General features: G+C 69.5%; 19 protein-coding genes and 2 pseudogenes. 12 read left to right on the plus strand and 9 right to left on the minus strand.

The annotated features are described in order from the left end of the window. The 3 genes from AB0J09_RS31505 to AB0J09_RS31515 all read right to left on the minus strand — a co-directional run. Positions 1–1,530, minus strand: a 1,530-nt coding sequence (locus AB0J09_RS31505; protein WP_360698864.1) for a transketolase, incomplete at its 3' end; no start/stop codon positions are given. A gap of 97 nt (positions 1,531–1,627) precedes the next feature. Then, positions 1,628–2,632 carry an SDR family oxidoreductase gene (locus tag AB0J09_RS31510; RefSeq protein ID WP_360698866.1) on the minus strand — a complete coding sequence of 335 codons (1,005 nt, stop codon included), beginning with the start codon at positions 2,630–2,632 and terminating at the stop codon, positions 1,628–1,630. A gap of 7 nt (positions 2,633–2,639) precedes the next feature. Further along, positions 2,640–2,906: a hypothetical protein gene (locus AB0J09_RS31515; protein WP_360698868.1), complete on the minus strand. Its 267-nt coding sequence runs from the start codon at positions 2,904–2,906 to the stop codon at positions 2,640–2,642. Between the two features lie 54 nt (positions 2,907–2,960). Here AB0J09_RS31515 and AB0J09_RS31520 point away from each other — a divergent pair, with 54 nt between their 5' ends. Genes AB0J09_RS31520 through AB0J09_RS31530 form a run of 3 tightly spaced genes read left to right on the plus strand, consistent with a single transcriptional unit; the run spans position 2,961 to position 4,971 of the window. Beyond that, the gene (locus tag AB0J09_RS31520; RefSeq protein ID WP_360698870.1) at positions 2,961–3,953 is read left to right on the plus strand and encodes a DNA topoisomerase IB; all 993 of its coding nucleotides are present in this window, start codon (positions 2,961–2,963) and stop codon (positions 3,951–3,953) included. 45 nt (positions 3,954–3,998) lie between these two features. Beyond that, on the plus strand, positions 3,999–4,247 hold the full coding sequence (locus tag AB0J09_RS31525) for a BON domain-containing protein (protein WP_360698872.1): 249 nt from the start codon (positions 3,999–4,001) through the stop codon (positions 4,245–4,247). Further along, complete coding sequence (locus AB0J09_RS31530; RefSeq protein ID WP_360698873.1) at positions 4,240–4,971, plus strand: metallophosphoesterase; 732 nt, start codon at positions 4,240–4,242, stop codon at positions 4,969–4,971. The genes AB0J09_RS31525 and AB0J09_RS31530 overlap by 8 nt, the downstream gene beginning before the upstream one ends. Here AB0J09_RS31530 and AB0J09_RS31535 read toward each other — a convergent pair. Beyond that, the gene (locus tag AB0J09_RS31535; protein ID WP_360698875.1) at positions 4,968–6,674 is read right to left on the minus strand and encodes a SpoIIE family protein phosphatase; all 1,707 of its coding nucleotides are present in this window, start codon (positions 6,672–6,674) and stop codon (positions 4,968–4,970) included. The genes AB0J09_RS31530 and AB0J09_RS31535 overlap by 4 nt on opposite strands. 105 nt (positions 6,675–6,779) lie before the next feature. Beyond that, a complete protein-coding gene (locus AB0J09_RS31540) occupies positions 6,780–6,929 on the minus strand; it encodes a GPGG-motif small membrane protein (RefSeq protein WP_165959640.1) in 150 nt (49 codons plus the stop codon). Positions 6,930–6,998: 69 nt separating this feature from the next. Here AB0J09_RS31540 and AB0J09_RS31545 point away from each other — a divergent pair. Further along, a pseudogene (locus AB0J09_RS31545) lies at positions 6,999–7,238 on the plus strand (LLM class flavin-dependent oxidoreductase); the annotation flags it as partial. A gap of 65 nt (positions 7,239–7,303) precedes the next feature. Here the strand turns inward: AB0J09_RS31545 and AB0J09_RS31550 are convergent. Then, entirely contained in the window at positions 7,304–7,789 is a 486-nt protein-coding gene (locus AB0J09_RS31550; protein ID WP_360698877.1) for a DUF1360 domain-containing protein, read from the minus strand. A 70-nt stretch (positions 7,790–7,859) separates the two neighbouring features. On the opposite strand from AB0J09_RS31550, the gene AB0J09_RS31555 reads away from it, so the two are divergent. Continuing rightward, positions 7,860–8,456 carry a nucleotidyltransferase gene (locus AB0J09_RS31555; RefSeq protein ID WP_349455209.1) on the plus strand — a complete coding sequence of 199 codons (597 nt, stop codon included), beginning with the start codon at positions 7,860–7,862 and terminating at the stop codon, positions 8,454–8,456. 57 nt (positions 8,457–8,513) lie between these two features. Here the strand turns inward: AB0J09_RS31555 and AB0J09_RS31560 are convergent, their stop codons facing one another. Continuing rightward, complete coding sequence (locus tag AB0J09_RS31560; RefSeq protein WP_360698879.1) at positions 8,514–8,858, minus strand: PRC-barrel domain containing protein; 345 nt, start codon at positions 8,856–8,858, stop codon at positions 8,514–8,516. Between the two features lie 152 nt (positions 8,859–9,010). Here AB0J09_RS31560 and AB0J09_RS31565 point away from each other — a divergent pair, with 152 nt between their 5' ends. The 5 genes from AB0J09_RS31565 to AB0J09_RS31585 all read left to right on the plus strand — a co-directional run bounded on the left by AB0J09_RS31565 (position 9,011) and on the right by AB0J09_RS31585 (position 14,778). Next, complete coding sequence (locus AB0J09_RS31565) at positions 9,011–9,826, plus strand: SAM-dependent methyltransferase (protein WP_360698881.1); 816 nt, start codon at positions 9,011–9,013, stop codon at positions 9,824–9,826. 223 nt (positions 9,827–10,049) lie between these two features. Beyond that, complete coding sequence (locus AB0J09_RS31570) at positions 10,050–10,913, plus strand: EamA family transporter (protein ID WP_360698883.1); 864 nt, start codon at positions 10,050–10,052, stop codon at positions 10,911–10,913. Between the two features lie 136 nt (positions 10,914–11,049). Next, a complete protein-coding gene (secA2, locus tag AB0J09_RS31575) occupies positions 11,050–13,251 on the plus strand; it encodes an accessory Sec system translocase SecA2 (RefSeq protein WP_360698885.1) in 2,202 nt (733 codons plus the stop codon). 59 nt (positions 13,252–13,310) lie between these two features. Then, positions 13,311–13,679 carry a VOC family protein gene (locus tag AB0J09_RS31580; protein ID WP_360698887.1) on the plus strand — a complete coding sequence of 123 codons (369 nt, stop codon included), beginning with the start codon at positions 13,311–13,313 and terminating at the stop codon, positions 13,677–13,679. Positions 13,680–13,893: 214 nt separating this feature from the next. Continuing rightward, positions 13,894–14,778, plus strand: a complete 885-nt coding sequence (locus AB0J09_RS31585) for a hypothetical protein (RefSeq protein ID WP_360698888.1) — start codon at positions 13,894–13,896, stop codon at positions 14,776–14,778. A gap of 146 nt (positions 14,779–14,924) precedes the next feature. Here AB0J09_RS31585 and AB0J09_RS31590 read toward each other — a convergent pair whose 3' ends face one another. Further along, a complete protein-coding gene (locus tag AB0J09_RS31590; protein ID WP_360698890.1) occupies positions 14,925–15,071 on the minus strand; it encodes a hypothetical protein in 147 nt (48 codons plus the stop codon). Between the two features lie 170 nt (positions 15,072–15,241). Between AB0J09_RS31590 and AB0J09_RS31595 the strand changes: the two genes are divergently transcribed. Next, positions 15,242–15,610 carry a YciI family protein gene (locus tag AB0J09_RS31595; RefSeq protein ID WP_360698892.1) on the plus strand — a complete coding sequence of 123 codons (369 nt, stop codon included), beginning with the start codon at positions 15,242–15,244 and terminating at the stop codon, positions 15,608–15,610. Positions 15,611–15,957: 347 nt separating this feature from the next. Here AB0J09_RS31595 and AB0J09_RS31600 read toward each other — a convergent pair whose 3' ends face one another. Continuing rightward, complete coding sequence (locus AB0J09_RS31600; RefSeq protein WP_360698893.1) at positions 15,958–17,121, minus strand: FAD-dependent monooxygenase; 1,164 nt, start codon at positions 17,119–17,121, stop codon at positions 15,958–15,960. Between the two features lie 86 nt (positions 17,122–17,207). On the opposite strand from AB0J09_RS31600, the pseudogene AB0J09_RS31605 reads away from it, so the two are divergent. Next, positions 17,208–17,512, plus strand: a pseudogene (locus AB0J09_RS31605) (TetR/AcrR family transcriptional regulator); the annotation flags it as partial.

Consider the following 17,512-nt stretch of genomic DNA (forward strand, 5'->3'; position numbering starts at 1 on the left):
GGCCGCCGCCAGCGCCTCGTGCACGGTCACGCCCGCCGCGACGATCGTGGCCCGGTCGTTGGGCGAGTGCCGCAGTATCCGTGAACCGCCCACGGGGAAGTGCTCGCCCGGCGGGTAGATCACCGGCGTGTTCCCGCGCGTCGTGCGCAGGTAGGACACCCCTTCGAGGTCTGCCATCTCGACGGTCAGCGCCGCCGCCTGGTTGGCGTCGCACGGATACAGCACGGTGCTGCCGTATATGGCCCGCAGCATCGCCAGGTCCTCGAGACCCATCTGGGACGGCCCGTCCTCGCCGATCGACACCCCCGCGTGCGAGCCGACCAGCCGGATCGACGCCCTGCTCACGCCGGCCATCCTGATGAAGTCGTACGCCCTGGTCAGGAACGCCGCGAACGTGGCCGCGTACGGCCGCCACCCGCGCACCTGCAGGCCCACGGCGGCGGCCACGAGCTGCTGCTCGGCGATGTACATCTCGAAGAACCGCTCGGGGAACTCCTTCGCGAACGCCTCCGTCTTGGTGGAGTCCGCCACCTCGCCGTCCAGCACGACGACGTCCTCCCGCGCCGCGCCGAGGGCCGCGAGCGCCTCCCCGAACGCCGTCCGCGTGGCCACCTTGTCGCCCACCTTGTACGAGGGCAGGCTCATCGGCCTGGTCTCGAACCGGTACGGGGCCGGGGAATCGTCGGGCTTGTGCACCTCGACCCGCACGTCTCTGGGCCCGCCCAGCTCCTCGATGGCCTTGTCCGGATCCTTGAGCGGCTTGCCGTGGGCCCCTTCGCGGTTCTCGACCTCCAGGGCCCCCTCGCCCTTGCGCGTCTTGGCCAGGATCGCGGTCGGCCGCCTGCGCGTGTTGCGGGCGTCGCTCAGGGCGTAGTCGATCTGTCCGGGATCATGCCCGTCGATCTCTATCGTGTGCCACCCGAACGCCCCGAACCTGCGCGCGTACGCCCCGGTGTCCCACCCATGCCGGGTGGGCCCCCGCTGCCCGAGCCGGTTCACGTCCACGATCACGGTCAGGTTGGCCAGCCCCTCGCAGCCCGCGTGCTCGGCCGCCTCCCAGATCGACCCCTCGGCCAGCTCGCTGTCCCCGCAGAGCACCCACACCCGGTACGGCAACCGTTCCAGCCGCCCGGCCATGGCCACCCCGACCCCCACCGGCAGGCCCTGCCCCAGCGACCCGGTCGCGACGTCCACCCAGGGCAGCCGGGGCGTCGGATGACCTTCCAGCCGGCTGGAGCGCTTTCTGAACGTCACCAACTCCTTGTCGCCGATGGCCCCGGCCGCCTTGTAGAGCGAATAGAGAAGGGGCGACGCGTGCCCCTTCGAGAAGATCAAGTGATCGTTGGCCGGACTGTCCGGGTGGTCGAAGTCGTAACGCAGATGGCAGGCGAACAGCACCGCCATCAGATCGGCCGCCGACATCGATGAGGTCGGATGGCCGGACCCGGCCTCCGCGGCCGCCCGTACGGAGTCGACACGAAGTTGCGCGGCCAGTTCGGCCAGGTACTGAAGATCGCGCTCGGGCATCATGACCTCCTCGGAAAGGGTTTCCCGCCGCCTACCCCGCCAAGCCGCCTTAACCCCGTTATGCGCGTGATCGGTTCGTTGCTCTGAGCCGCGCTCCGGCTCAGTGGTTTCGGCGGCGGAGGGCGGCGAAGGCGGCGGCGCCTCCGGCCAGGGCGAGGAGGACGGGGCCGCGGTGTTGTGACAGCCAGAGCTGGGGGCTGTGGGCGTGGGAGCGGTTGTCGAACGAGCCGTGGGCGCCGTAGTCCTCCGCCTCGTCCGCAGGCTCCCACAGGTTGGACACGCCGCTCGGCGGCTTCTCGTCCGTCTGCTGGGACCGCGCGCCGCTCCTGGCCAGGTAGCGGTCCACCAGCGCCGGGGCCACGCGCTGGGCCAGGAGCGTGGCGGCCGTGCTGGCGCCCACCCAGTACTCCTTGCGCTCCGGGTGCTCGGCCGCGTACACGATGGCCCTGGCCGCGACCTCCGGCTGGTAGATCGGGGGGACCGGCTGCGGGTGGCGGCGGAGCTTGGACAGCACCCAGTCGAACTGCGGGGTGTTGACCGCGGGCAACTGCACCAGGGTGACGTGGATGTCGCTGCCGTCGGCCAGCAGCTCGGTGCGGAGCGACTCCGTGAAGCCCTTGATCGCGTGTTTGGCGCCGCAGTACGCCGACTGCAGCGGGATGCCGCGATATGACAGCGCCGAGCCGGTCTGGACGATCGTGCCCGTGCCGCGCGGGCGCATGAGGTCCAGGGCCACCTTCGTGCCCCAGACATAGCCCAGGTACGTCACCGCGGTGGTGCGGGCGTACTCATCTGGCGATATATCAGTGAATTTGGCGAAGACGGAGGAGAAGGCGGTATTGATCCAGACGGAGATCGGTCCCATCTCCGCCTCGATGCGCTCCCCGGCCCGTCTCACCTCGTCGTAGTCGGCTATGTCGGCCTCGAATACCTTCCCGATGCCTCCTTCCACACCCACGTCCACGGCGGCGGCGCCCAGCCCGGTCGTGCCCCGGGCGATGAGCGCCACCTTGGCCCCTTGCCGGCCGAGCAGGCGGACGACCGCGCGTCCGACCCCGCCGCTCGCGCCTGTCACCACCACTACCCGCCCCTCAAGTGGTGTCATGTCGAGATCAGCCCGCCTCTCCGTTCTGTCGTAGTTTCTGGCGCCGTACGGCCAGGACGATGTCGATCACCGTGGCGATGGCCAGCACGATCGCGACCCCGGTCATGACCGGAGCCTGTGCGATGATCCCGAGCACCGCGAACGCGAAGAGGAACACCAGCATGAACGACCCGACCCTGATGTGGACCACGTCACGCGGTGTGGCCGGCACCATGGGATGGCCCTTGGCATCTCCCTCTTCGTGCCACTTTCCGTTATCAGGCAAGTCAGACATGCGGCTCACCTGCCCGTCCTGTTTGTCGCCTAACGTCAGGGGTAGCGACCTTCCGTGCCCGAGCTGCATCCCAGTGACCAGAGCGAGCCGGGGATCGTGCGGAAGCGTCGCGGGCGCGGTTTCGGCTATCAGCATCCTGACGGGCGTCCGGTGCGCGACCGCGCCACGCTGGACCGGATCAAGGCGCTCGCCATCCCCCCGGCCTGGACCGACGTGTGGATCTGCCGGTCGCCCCGCGGTCACCTGCAGGCCGTGGGCACGGACGCGGCCGGGCGCAGGCAGTACCGCTATCACGACCTGTGGCGCGAGCAGCAGGACCAGGCCAAGTTCGACCGGGTGCTCGAGGTGGCCGAACGGCTGCCGGCGTTCAGGAAGACCGTGGACGACCAGCTCGTCGGGCGCGGCCTGACCAGGCAGCGGGTGCTGGCCGCCGCCGCCCGTCTGCTCGACATCGGCTTCTTCCGCATCGGCGGCGAGAGCTACGACACCTACGGGCTGGCCACGCTCAGGATGGAGCACGTCACCTGCGCCAACGGCGTCGTCATGTGCTCGTACCAGGCCAAAGGGGACGCCCTGCGGGAGGTCGAGGTGGCGGATCCCGCGGCGTGCAAGGTGCTCAGGGCGCTCAAGGCGCTCGGCGCCGAGGGCGAGCTGCTGCGCTACCGGCATGCGGGCGGCTGGGCCGACATCAGGAGCGAGGACATCAACGACTACCTGCGGGAGATCATCGGGTACGAGGTCACCGCCAAGGACTTCCGCACCTGGCACGCCACCGTCCTGGCCGCGGTGGGCCTGGCGGTGTCCAAGCCCGCCGGCCAGAAGAAGCGGGCGGTCGCCCGGGTCATGCGGGAGGTCGCCGAGTACCTGGGCAACACTCCCACCGTGGCAAGGGCGTCGTACGTGGACCCGCGCGTGGTCGAGGCGTACGACCAGGGCAGGACCATCGCGGCCGTGCTGACCGAGCTGGGCGCGGACGCCGACTTCGGGCAACTGGCCACGGCGGGCACGGTGGAGCAGGCGGTCATCGACCTCGTCCGCGCCGTTTGAGCTGTTTTTCCCCGGGCATGCGGCGACAGAAGAAGGAGGCGAGCGATGGAAGCTCCGCAGTACGTCGCGGCCCGCGTCCAGCAGGCGCTGGCCGAGGACGGACGCACGCACGAGCTCGGAATTCGCGTCGACATACGAGGTGACCAGCTCTTCCTGCGCGGCCAGGTGAGCGGCGCCGGGCAGCGCGAGCGGCTCGGCCAGGTGGCGCACGAAGCCGCACCCGAGCTCCACCTGCACAACGAGATCAAGGTCGTGGAGGCCAGCGAGCCGGGGGAGGATGAGCGTCTTGACTGACCTGCGTATCGCAGCCGTCGGAGACATCCACCTGGGGGAGGACGACAGAGGCCAGTACCGGAAGAAGCTGGGGGGCATCGAGGAACGCGCGGACGTGTTCATGCTGGCGGGCGACCTGACCAGGCACGGCACTCTGGAGGAGGGCCGGGTCGTGGCCGACGAGCTGCGCGGCCTGCCGATCCCCGTCGTCGCGGTGCTCGGCAACCACGACTACCACTCGGACCTGCAGTACGAGATCGCCGCGGAGCTGCGCGACGCCGGCGTGGTCGTGCTGGACGACGACGGCGCCGTCGTTCAGTGTGGCGACAGGAAGCTGGGCGTGGTCGGCGGGAAGGGGTTCGGCGGCGGGTTCGCGGGCAAGTGTGCCAGCGAGTTCGGCGAGCGCGAGATCAAGAACTTCGTGGCCCACACCCGCTACATCGCCGAGTCGTGGAAGGTCGCGCTGAAGGAGATCGTGGCCGAGAAGCGCGTGGTGCTGTCGCACTACTCCCCGATCAAGGAGACGCTGGAGGGCGAGCCGCCCGAGATCTACCCGTTCCTGGGCAGCTACCTGCTGGCGGAGGCGGTCGACACGGCGGGCGCCGACCTGATCCTGCACGGGCACGCACACAAGGGCAGTGAGAAGGGCATGACGCCGGGCGGCATCAGGGTGCGTAACGTCGCGCTGCCGGTCCTGGGGCGGGCCTACGCGGTTTACTGCCTCGACTGCGAGAGCGGTTTCTAGAGGACCTTCGCGGCTATCAGGCATATGTCGTCCTCGGCGTTCTCCCCGCCCAGCCGCTTGAGCAGGCAGGCGATGATCTCCTCGGGATCCTCCCCGGCGCACGAGTGCGCTGCGTGGATCAGGGCCTCCATGCCGGTCTCCAGGTCCTGCTCGCGCCGCTCGACGATCCCGTCGGTGTAGAGCAGCAGGACGTCGCCGGGCTCGAGCCGTGTGGTGGTCAGGCTGTACTCGGTCACGTCGAATGCCCCCAGCATCGTCCCCTCCGCCCCATGGATGAGTGCGGCGTGGTCGTTCCTGATCAGCACGGGCGGGGGATGCCCGGCGCTCGTCCAGGCGTAGGTACGCTCATCGGGGTCGAAATGGCCGATGATCGCGGTGCCGGTCACGGTGACGCCCTCGCCGGAGTGCACGATCAGGTCGTTCAGCCAGGTGGTGAGCCGGCCCGCGTCGGCTCCCGTGTAGGCCAGCCCGCCCAGGCCCGAGCGCATCTGGAGCATGATGCTCGCCGCGGTCAGCCCGTGTCCCATCGCGTCCCCGATCGCCAGCAGCACGCGTCCGTCGGGCATCAGGCGGGCCTTGAACCAGTCGCCGCCGAGCCGGGTGAGCTCCTCGCCCGGCAGGTAACGCACGCCGACGGTCAGCCCGGGCAGGTGGATCAGTCCGCGGCGGATCGGCATGATCGTGTTCTGCAGCTGAACGGTGATCCGGTGCTCTTCCTCGGCCCGCTCGCGCTGCCAGTGGGCCTGCTCGTGCGCCACCGCCAGCGCCCGCTCTCTGCGGCGGTTCTTGGTCACGTCCTGGGCCAGGCAACGCACCTTGACCGGCAGGCCGTCGGAGTCGAGTATCGGCTCGCTGAACACGCTGAGATGGCGCACCCCGTGCCGGTGCTGGATTCTGAACTCGGTCTCGACCGCCTCCCTGAACTCCAGCAGGGAGTGCACCATGTCCTCGACGATCGGCAGGTCCTCGGGCACGACGGCGGCGGGCAGTTCCTCCAGTGACATCGGCCCGGAGTCGCGGTCGCGGCCGAACATCTCATACATCTGGGGGGTCCACAGCGTGCGCTCCGTGGCCAGGTTCCACTCGCCCCAGCCCAGCTCGGCCAGACGCTGGGCGCGTTCCCAGCCGGAGACCAGCAGCTCCTCGTCGTCGAGTGCCCGCCAGCTCACCAGCAGTCCGTCGTCCACGCGCGACGCGCGCACGCTCAGCGTGGCCGGCCAGAGCAGGAAGTCCATCACTTCCATGTACTCCAGCGGCTCCCGGCACACCGGCTCGCCGGTCTCGTACACGGCGATGTAGTCGTCGAGCAGCCCGGAGCTGGCCACGCCGGGGCTGGCCGTCATGAGTCGTTGTCCGGCCAGCTCGCCGGCGGGGCGTCCCGGCACGGTCTTGGCGTGCCGGTTGGCCGCCAGGATGCGGAAGTCCACCACGCGGCCCAGAGAGTCTTTTACGGGGGTGAGATAGAGGGCCGAGGCGTGGACGGCTTCCAACATCCCGGATACCCAGGCGGGCACGGCGAGCGCCAGTGTCTCCTCCTCCTGCGGGCGCTCGATGCCCTTGGCGACCTCGATCAGGTCGAGCCCGCTGTGCTGCGCCATTCGGGCGAGCTGTGCGGCGGCCTCACCGGGGCGGACGTTCAGCTGTGTCGCGAGCCGGGCGGTCGCCTCGTCGAGTATGGCCTCGCTGCGTATGCGATGCCGCAAGCGCGCGAGTTGTTCCCGTACTCTCGCCGAGGCCGCGCCCGTTTCGAATCGGCTGAACGGCGGATATTTCTTCACACGCTCCCCCTGCCCTGGGGGGCGGCTCACCTACACATTGAAGATACTGACCCCACCAGGTCCGACCAGGAATCCGAGTACGATGAGCACGATCCCCCAGAGGAGGTCGCGCCTGGCCAGGATCACGTAGATCCCGGAGATGACGAGTATTACCGCGATGATCCAGAGCAAAGTAGCCATAGAACTTCTGCTGCCCTCAGGGGGAGTTACATAACATGTTTTTCCCTGCCTAAAGGGCAGGGAATTCGCATGACGACCTTCGGTTATTTCCTGTCTTGTGAGGAACACGGCCCGAAGGAGCCGGTCCGGCAGGCCAAGGCCGCCGAGCGCGCCGGCTTCGAGGCTCTCTGGATATCCGATCACTTCCACCCGTGGCTGGACGAGCATCCCGCGATCATCGCCCAGGCCGCGGCCACCACGGCGGGGCTGACCGGCGGCCGCTTCCGGCTCGGCGTGGGCACCGGCGAGGCACTCAACGAGCACATCGTGGACTCGCGCTGGGCGAGCGCGAGGTCCTGCCGAGGGTCCGTTAGGGGCATCTGCCGGGGCGTCCATTAGCCGGCGGACTTCATGAGCTTGGCGTAGGCGAGCTGCAGCCAGTCCGAGATCGCCACCGCGGTCATCGTCGCGCCCACGATCCGGGTGACCTTGGGCGCCAGCACCAGGCCCGCGGCGTACGCGGTGGCCACCCACTGGGCCAGGCAGAACGGGCAGGCCAGCAGCTCGCCCACCGAGCCGCGCGGCGCCTCGTCCACCTCGGCGGGGCCGCCCTGCCCCTCGTACCGGGTGAACGGCGCGCGGAGCGGGCTGGTGACGGGATCCTTGGACAGCACCCGCGACACCTTGTGCGTGCACGCCGCCATGAGCAGCAGGTCCATCACCCCGACGTGATCGGGAACCCGGCGCCCGGCCAGCATCGACACGGTGGCGGCGACCGCGACCGTGCCGCCGTAGGCCCCGAGTATGCGGGCGTACCCGCGGAGCGGCACGTTGTGCTCGCCCTCATAGTTCTGTTCGGTCTTCTCGAGGATTTCGGTCATAGCTCCTGGCGCTACCCTCATGCACCGCCGTCCAACGTCTAGTTGACGATCGTTTGGGTAGCCCGAAAACATGACTAGCCACGGCCACGCGGTCACTGACGCCATCCTCGACACGCTCAAGCGTGCCAGCTCCGGGCTGAAGGATGCCGGAGTGAAATTCGCGCTGGCCGGTGGGTGCGCCGCGTACGCGAGGGGCGCCGCGCCCTCGTTGCACGACGTGGACTTCGTGCTCACGGAGCATGACGTGCCGGCCGCGCTTGAAGCGCTGCGCGAGCTGGGCTTCCAGACGGCCAAGCCGCCGGAGGACTGGCTCGTCAAGGCGTATGACGAGGGGCGCCTGGTGGACCTCATCTACCGGGTCTCCGACCTGCCGATCACCGACGAGCTGCTCGACCGCGCCGAGCCGCTGAAGGCCTCCGCGGTGATCGTTCCCGTACTGGAGGCCACCGATCTGGTCATCACATGGCTGCTGCCCCTGTCGGAGCACGCGTGCGACTACGGGGCGCTGCTGGCCCAGGTGCGCGCGCTGCGCGAGCAGGTCGACTGGCCGCGCGTGGCCGCCGTGCTCCAGGACTCGCCGTACGCGATGACGTTCCTCACGCTCCTGGAGCGGCTGGACGTGCTGAAGGGGCCGATCGAGCCGCTGGGCGACCCGAAGTGGCCGTGAGACATGGGGAGGGCCGCGCCCCCGGTGGGGCGCGGCCCTCCTTTCATGGCACGGAAGTCACGGCGTGTACCGGCCGTAGTAGTCCCCTATCCGCGTCCGGTACTCGGGTTCCTTGAACGTGCCTTCGTCGAACTCAGGCGCGTCCTTGATCTCGGCCTTGGTGCGCGCCACGTGCACGTTGCGCTCCTGAGGGTCGATGCTCGTGACGACCTGTGCCGGGAGCATGACCTTCTTGCCGAAGATCCAAGGACCGGTGTCGACGATGATGTAGCTCTCGCCGACCTCGTATGTCGCCTCGTCGACGCTCCCGATCTTTCCGTCGGTCGCCTGGACGTGGTAGCCGATGAGGTCCAACGGCCGGCCGCGGTCGTAGACGTCAGGTCGATAGTTCCAGAGCTCCATGGGGGCTCTCTCCCTCTCTTCTTCCGTCTTTCTCGGGCACGCTCTCGCTACCCGGACGGGGCCGCGTAAACCCCTGGCAAAGGACTCGCCGTCCGGCGGCCTGGGCCGGTCCTCGGCTACGATCCCGGTCACAACCTGTCGAAGGGGGCGGGATGAGTCTCGACAACGAGTACGAGTGGGCTCCTCCCGGGGTCGATCCGACGCAGGCGAGCGTGGCCCGCGTGCACGACGCGCTGCTCGGCGGCATGGAGAACTTCGGCACTGACCGCTCGGTGGCGCGCAAGCTGAAGGACGCTGTGCCCGAAGTGGTGGATCTCGTCTGGTGCAACCGCGCCTTCGTCGGCAGGGTGGTGGACTTCCTGATCCGCGAGGCCGGGATCAGGCAGATCATCGACCTGGGCGCCGGGCTGCCCACGGTGGAGAACACCCATGAGGTGGCGCAGTTCGCCGACCCCCGGACCAGGGTGGTCTACGTCGACATCGATCCCATGGTCGAGCCGCACGCCCGCGCCCTGCTGAACGGCAACCCGTACACCGAGGCCATCACCGCCGACGCCCGGGACGTGGACGCCGTGCTCGGCCACCCGGCGCTGCGCCGCCTGATCGACCTGTCGCAGCCCACGGCGATCCTGATCGTCGGCCTGCTCCACCTCATCTCGGACCGTGAGGACCCGCACGGGCTGGTCAGGCAGTACATGTCCGCACTGCCGAAGGACAGCTATCTCGCCGCCTCCAACATGCTCGCCTCGGCCAACCCCAAGGCCCGGGCACTGGAGGCCATGCTCCAAGCCACCATGGGCACCGGCCATTTTCGCGACCGGGAGTCCATCACCGCGTTCTTCGACGGGTTGGTGCTGGTGGAGCCCGGATTGGTGCACTTTCCCGAATGGCGTCCCGACGAGCGCATCCCCGGCCCGCTCGCGACCTGGGAGGAACTGCTGATGGGCGGCGTGGCCCGCAAGCCCTAGAGCGACAGCCGCCGCGCCTCCCTCCGCTGAGGACACCGGCCGAAGTACGGCGGATCACTGGGGGCGCTAGGGTGGGCGGCGTGCCGCGACGTTTGATCTGCTCCCCGCCCCCCGCCCTGTAGCGGGCGGCATTTCCTGAAATTTCCGGGTCTGACAGATCCGGGGGTGGTTGCTGCCCGCAGACCGGGCCCATTCCAACCACTCCATCCGGAGAACTCCTGTCATGACCCATGTCTCCGCCCGGCGGGGCGCCCTTTACGTGTCCGTGGCCGCGACCGCCTGGGGGACGGGCGGCGCCGCCGGTTCGCTGCTCTTCCAGACCGGCGGCCTCGGCCCCGCCGGCGTCTCCCTGTGGCGCTACCTCCTCGGGGCCGCCTTCCTCCTCGTCCTCACCCGCAGATCCGTCGTCGTCAACGGGCGGGTCCTGCTGGTGGGGGCCGGGATGGCCGTCTACCAGACGGCGTACTTCGCCTCGATCGCCCACTCGGGCGTGGCCGTCGCGACCGTGGTGACGATGGGCGCCACGCCCGTCTTCACCGCCCTGGGCAGCCGCTTCCTCCTCCGCGAGCCGCTCGGCCGCGTCGCGCTCACCGCCCTCGCCGCGGCGCTGGCCGGGCTCGTCCTCCTCGCCGGCGAGACCGCACTGCAGTCCGACACCTCATCCGTCGCCGGCATCGGTTTCGCCCTGGCCTCGGCCGCCGGATACGCCGGGGTCACGCTCTACTCCAGGCGGCACAAGGATGACGACCCGCAGGGCGTGGCGATCGGCGGGTTCGTGGTCGGTGCGGTGTGCCTGGCGCCGTTCGCGCTGGTGGAAGGGGTGGTGCCGGACGTGAGCGCGGCGTCGGTGTCACTGCTGCTCTACCTGGGCGCGGTGCCGACCGCCCTCGCCTACGGCCTGTTCTTCAGCGCGCTCACCGCACTCCGCGCGACCACGGTGTCGATCATCTCGCTCGGCGAGGCCGTGGGCGCGGCGCTGCTCGGCGTGGTGCTGTTCGGCGAGCAGCTCACACCTCTCGCCTGGTCGGGGTGCGGGCTGCTGCTGGCGGCCGTCGCAGTTCTCGCCGTACGCGCTGAATCCGGGTGACTCGGGCGCGAGCGATGTGACGGCACAGCGCGCCGGATGAGTTAAGGTCCGGTACGGCGACGCGTGTCGTATCGTCGCTCCGCTCCCCTCCCTTGAAAGAGGGAACGGTGTCGGCGAAGCGTGCGTTGGAGGAACTGTGGCCTCAATAAAGGGAATTCTCAGGAACCTCCTGGATCGTCCAGGCGGGGTGCCCCTGACCCCTTATCTCAAGATCGTCAAGGTGGCGAACGATCGTGCGGAGCGGTTGCGCGAGCTCGATGAGCTGCCCGAGCCCACGATGGACGATCTGGCCGAGTTCTGCGCCGTCGCACGCGAGGCCGCCGACAGGACGCTGGGGCTGCGGCCGTACGACGTGCAGTTGCTCGGAACGCTTGCCCTCCTCGACGGGAAGGTCGCCGAGATGGCCACCGGAGAGGGCAAGACGCTCTCCGGCGCCATGGCCGCGGCCGGCTACGCGTTGCAGGGCAAGCACGTCCACGTGATCTCGGTGAACGACTATCTGGCCAAGCGCGACGCCGAGTGGATGGGGCCGTTCTACGAGGCGCTCGGCGTCAGCGTGGGCTGGATCGGGCAGAACTCCTCGCCGGACGAGCGGCGCGAGGCGTACGCCAAGGACGTCACGTACGGGCCCGTCAGCGAGATCGGGTTCGACGTGCTGCGCGACCGGCTCCGTACCGGCCCCGGCGAGATCATCGTGCCCGCGCCCGAGGTGGCGCTGGTCGACGAGGCCGACTCCGTGCTGGTCGACGAGGCCCGCGTGCCGCTCGTGATGGCCGGGTCGACCGATCCGGGCAACGCGGTGCCGGAGATGGCGGCGCTGGTCAGGCAGCTCGTACGCGGCTACCACTACGAGATCGACGAGCAGGCCCGCAACGTCTACCTCACCCCCAAGGGCGCCGACAGCGTCGAGAACCTCCTCGGCGTAGAGCTCTACGACGAGCACGAGCCGGGGACGCTCATCGAGCTCAACCTGGCTCTGCACGCCCACGCGCTGCTCGCCCGCGACGTCGACTACATCGTGCGCGACGGCAAGGTCCAGCTGATCAATCCCTCGCGCGGCCGGGTGGCGCTGCTCCAACGCTGGCCCGACGGCCTCCAGGCGGCCGTGGAGGCCAAGGAGGCGCTGCCGCCGAGCGAGAAGGGCGAGATCCTCGACTCGATCACCGTGCAGGGCCTGATCCGCCGCTATCCGGAGATCTGCGGCATGACCGGCACGGCCGTGGCCGTCAGCGAGCAGCTCGGCGAGTTCTACGGTCTCAAGGTCGCGGTCATCCCGCCCAACCGCCCGTGCGTGCGCGAGGACGAACCGGACCGCATCTATCCGACCGTCCCCGACAAGGACGCCGCGCTGGTCGAGGAGATCCAGGAGGCCCACGCCACCGGCCGGCCCATCCTCATCGGCACGCTCGACGTCGCCGAGTCGGAGAACCTCGCCAAGCTGCTCCAGCGCCGCGGCATGGAGCCGGTCGTCCTCAACGCCAAGAACGACGCCGAAGAGGCCGCGATCATCGCCAAGGCCGGCGAGCGCGACGCCATCACCGTCTCCACCCAGATGGCCGGGCGCGGCACCGACATCCGCCTGGGGGAGGGCGTCGCCGAGCTGGGCGGCCTGTACGTGATCGGCTCGGGCCGCCACGCCAGCAGCCGCCTCGACGACCAGCTCCGCGGCCGCGCCGGCCGCCAGGGCGACCCCGGCGGCTCGGTCTTCTTCGTCAGCACGCAGGACGACCTGATCACCCAGTTCGTCCCCGACGAGCGCCCGCCCGCCGCCGACGCGGACGGCATCGTCCGCCACCGGCGCGGCGCGTACCTCGTGGGCCACGCCCAGCGCGTCGCCGAGGGTGTCAACCTGGAGATCCACCGCAACACCTGGCGCTACACCCGCCTCCTGGAGCACCAGCGGGAGCTCATCCTGGAGTGGCGCGACAAGGTCCTGCACGGCGACGCCGCCTCCAAGGCCTTGTCCACGGCCGACCCCGAACGCTGGGAGTCCCTGCCGGAGGACGCCAGGGACGAGACGGCCCGCCAGATCGTCCTGCACGCCATCGACCGCTGCTGGACCGAGCACCTGGCGTTCCTGACGGACCTCCGCGAGGGCATCCACCTGCGCGCGCTGGGCCGGATGAGCCCGGTCGACGAGTTCCACCGGGAGGCGGTGGCGGAGTACAAGTCGCTGCTGGCCGAGGTGGAGCGGCGCTCGCTGGAGTCCTTCGAGGCGCCCGAGCCCAATCTGAAGCGGCCGACGGCGACGTGGACGTACCTGGTGCAGGACAACCCGTTCGGCACGGAGTGGGACCGGATTCTCAAGCGCGTCAAGACAGCCACCCGGCGCGGATAGTCCGCATCCCGTACCTGACAGAGGATGGCAGGTACGGCTGGAAGGCTGGACTCATGACAATGAAGGCGAAACTCCTGGCGGTCACCATCGACTGCGCGGAGCCGAAGAAGCTGGCCGAGTTCTACCACGAGATCACCGGGTGGGAGATCCAGTACTCGGAGGACGAGTACGCGGCCATCGGGGATGGGACGAGGAGCATTTACTTCGGCCGGGTTCCCGATCGCAAGCCGGTGACGTGGCCGAGCCCGGACAAGCAGTTCCACCTGGACTTCAGGGTGCCGGACGTGGAGAAGGCGGTGGAGGAGTACATCGCGCTGGGGGCCACGAAACCGGAGTTCCAGCCGGGGATCACGGAGGAGGGCGTCGGCTGGATCGTCCTGCAGGACCCGGACGGCCACCTGTTCTGCGTCTGTCCCGAGCGGTCCTGACCCTTGGCCGAGGAGTGCGGCGACCGCCGTCCGCAGCGGTCGCCGCCTCGGCATCCCGTCCGGGCAGCCATATGGAACAAGAGGCCACATGTAGGTCCCGGTCAGGAACGTCTTTCGGTGGGATGATCCACCGAAAGTATGATTCGCCCACTTCGCTTGGCCCATAAGCTAGAGCAATGCTCTTGGAAGGATCCATGCCCCGGCGCGGGCGACGATGACCTGGGCGGGCCTGGTAGTCGCCCTGGTGGGAGCGCTGGGATACGCGCTCGGCGCGGCACTGCAACAGTACGAAGCCGTGGCCGAGGGCGCCTCCCTGAAGCTGGTCAGACGTCCTCGCTGGTGGATCGGCGGGGTCATCGGCTTCACGGGCGCCTGCCTGCACGCCGTGGCGCTCAGCCTCGCCCCGCTGGTGGCCGTCCAGCCGATCAGTGTCGCCACGCTGGTGTTCGCCGTGCCGCTGGCCGCGTTCATGTACGGGCGCAAGCCGTACAAGGGGGAGATCCTCGGGTCCATCGCGGTGGCCGTCGGCCTGCTCTGGCTCATGCTCCTGGTCCCGCAGCACAACGTGACGCCCAGGTTGAGCGACGGCGCCGCGCTCGGCTTCCTGGCCGTGATCGGGCTCATCGTCCTGGTCACCCAGCTGGCCGCGACCCGCGTCCGCGGCCCGAGCCGGGCGTTGCTGCTGGCGGTCGGCGCGGGTGCGGTGACGGCGAGCGTGTCCACGTTCGTACGGGTGGTCGGCGGCGGCATGCAGGGCGACTGGGGGCGGTTGCTGCACTGGTTCACGGTCGCCGTGCCCGTGCTGCTGGTCTGCGCGGTGGTGCTGTTGCAGCGCTCGTACGCGGTGGGGTACTTCGGCATCGCCTACGCCGGCGTGCAGGTCATCGACCCCATCACCTCGGTCCTCGCCGGCGCGATCCTCCTCGGCGAACCTCTGCCGACCAGTCCTTCCACCGCGATCCCCGCCATCCTGGCGAGCGCGCTCACCATCGGCGGCACGATCACCCTCGGCCGCCTCGCCCCCGACCACTCCCGCCCGGCCCCGGTGGAGGCCAAGCCGGCGCCACGCCCGGTCTCGGCGACCTCCGAGGCCAGCTGACTTCCCAGCCTCACCCCCGGCGCTCGTCCCCTCGTCCCGAGCGCACTTCGGCTCACCTGCTCCTCCACCAGCACCGGCACACCGTTCCGACCGTGATCCAGGCGGTATGCGGTTGTCATCAGCGAGCCTCGGGCGCTGCGACGGTACTACGGCGTCGGCAGGAGCAGTCGTTCGCCGGCGGACACGGCGTGGAATCCGAGGCGTTCGGTCGCCTGGGCCACGGTGACGACGGCGTCCGGGCCGGCGTACGGCCCGAAGTGCGGCAGGCTGACATCGATGCGCGGAAGGCTCATGCATATCCTTCAGTAGTGGGGCACGGCGCGCCCAGGTGAGGCGCCCTTCGGAAACAGCCGCCACTCTTTCGCGGCCGGGCTCCAGAAGGATGTCAAGAACGCGGCATCGGCTCCGACTCATTGCCGAACGGCGCCACCGGGTGCGCCGCCCGACCATCGAGGGAGACGACGTGAAATTCCTGTTGATCATGCACATGAACCCGCATATCTGGGACGCGCTGACCGAGGAGGAGCGCAACGAGGTGATGAGCGGCCACGGCGCGTTCATGGAGACCATCAAGAAGTCCGGGGAGATGATCGGCACCACCGCGCTGGACGACCCGTCGAAGAGCGCCGTGGTCCGGGTCCGGGGTGGCGTTCCGGCGGTCACCGATGGGCCGTATCTCGAGGCCAAGGAGTACCTCGGCGGCTACTACCTGGTCGAATGCGACAGCAGAGAGCGCGCCCTGGAGCTGGCCGCGATGATCCCCGACGCCGGCGTGGAAGGCCTCGGCATCGAGGTGCGCCCGGTGGTCTTCGCGGGCACGCCCGAGGACTGAGCGAGCGTAGAAGTTCCTGCTGAACCTCTACCTGGATGCCGCGGCCCGCGCCGACGAGGAATTCCACCATGAGGAGTTCCTGACCGCCGCCGGGCAGGCCGGGGAACTGGTCGGCGGGCACGCGTTCGCCGATCCGGCCATCAGCGCCGTCGCACCGGTCACAGAGCTTGGGAAGTCGTGTGGTGGTCGGCACGCTCCGGCAGCGCCCGCAGCACTCAGCCCGTGGGCGCTCCGTCCGTGAGGTGCTCCGTCCGTGCGGTGTTCGGTCCGTGGCCGGTGCGGCGGTGACCTTGGCGGCTCGCCGGCGCACGTGCCCTCAGCGAATCGTCTGCTCGCCGGCCATCCCCTCACCCGTGAGTGGACGCCCCTGAGCCCCGGCTCCCGGACGTCGTCGGCGGGCGCCAGCCCAGCACGTCATCCATGGACCGCAACATCAGGTCCGAGTTCAGCCGGGTCGCCAGCGACAGCGCGGTGTCCCGCAACCACACCGCCGCCGGGTTGCGGATCTGGGTCATCCTGGACATGGACATCGACCGTCGCACCACTTTCGTGGTGCGTTCCAGGCGGGCGGCGGTGTAGGCGGCGAGGTCGCCACCGGCGAAGTGGGCGAGCGTGATCGCGTCCTCGATCGCCTGGCAGGCGCCCTGGCCCAGATTAGGGGCCATCGCGTGGGCGGCGTCGCCCACCAGCGCCACCTTCCCCTTGTGGTACGCGGGCAGCGGCGTGCTGAGGTGGTGGATGTCGTTCCGGATGATCTTCGCTGGATCGGCCGCCCGCAGCAGGGCGGGAATCGGCTCGTGCCAGGCCCCGAACCTCCGAACGAGTTCTTCCAGCTCGTCTCCCAGCACCGTCCCCGCGGGCAGCACGTCGGTCGCGTACACGTACACCATGTCGTCGGCCAGCGCACTGATCCCGAACACGAGCCCCTTGCCCCAGGTCTCCGAGCTCTGGATCTTCAGATCGCCCCGCGGTATTAGTCCGCGCCAGGCCGTCACCCCTGCGTACGCCGGACCGGGATGCTCCGGGAAAAGCGCCTGCCGGGTCTTCGAATGGATGCCGTCGGCGGCCACGATCAGGTCGGCCTCCAGCTCGCCGTCGTCGGTACGCACCACGCCGCGCGCCGCATCCACTCCGGAGACCATGGTGCCCAGCCGCAACCGGTCGGCTCCCAGTGCCTCCACGAGCACGTCCATCAACGTCGCCCGTAACGTGACCACTACCGAATCCCCGTAGCGGGCCTCCGCGTTCTGGGTCGTGGTGTGCATGAGCCACCGTCCGTCCTGCCGTCGCAGACCCGTCTGCCCTTGCAGCCTCGAGAGCTTGCGTATGGGATCGCCCAGGTCGACCGTGTCGAGCGCCTTGAGCGCGTTGGCGGCGATGGCCAGTCCGGAGCCGACGGGCTCGATCTTGGCGGCCCGCTCCAGCACGGTCACGTCCCATCCCTTGCGGCGCAGGGCTACCCCGCTGGTCAGCCCGCCGATACCGCCGCCGATCACTACAGCCCTGGGCATCTCGTGGCCCTCCCTCTCACTACGCCTGTAGTCCCACCATACTACGTCCGTAGTTTGGCCGAACTACCGCTGTAGTATCGGGTCCCGTGAAGCGCTCAGAGACCGTCGCGGACACGGCTATCACCCTGCTCGCCGAACGGGGCATGCGCGGCCTCACCCACCGGGCCGTCGACGAGGCCGCCGGCCTGCCGCCCGGCTCCACGTCCAACCTGGCCCGCACCCGCGCCGCCCTGCTGGAGCTCACGTTGGCGCGGCTCACGGAGCTGGAGATGCAGGCGTTGGCCCCGGCGTACGAGAGCGACGGGTTCGAGCTGTCGGACCTGCCCGGCCGCATGGCGGAGGCGCTGTACATCCAGCTCGCGGATCGGCGGCGGACGCTGGCCCGCTACGA

This window comes from Nonomuraea sp. NPDC049784 (assembly GCF_040659615.1).
GTDB lineage: Bacteria > Actinomycetota > Actinomycetes > Streptosporangiales > Streptosporangiaceae > Nonomuraea.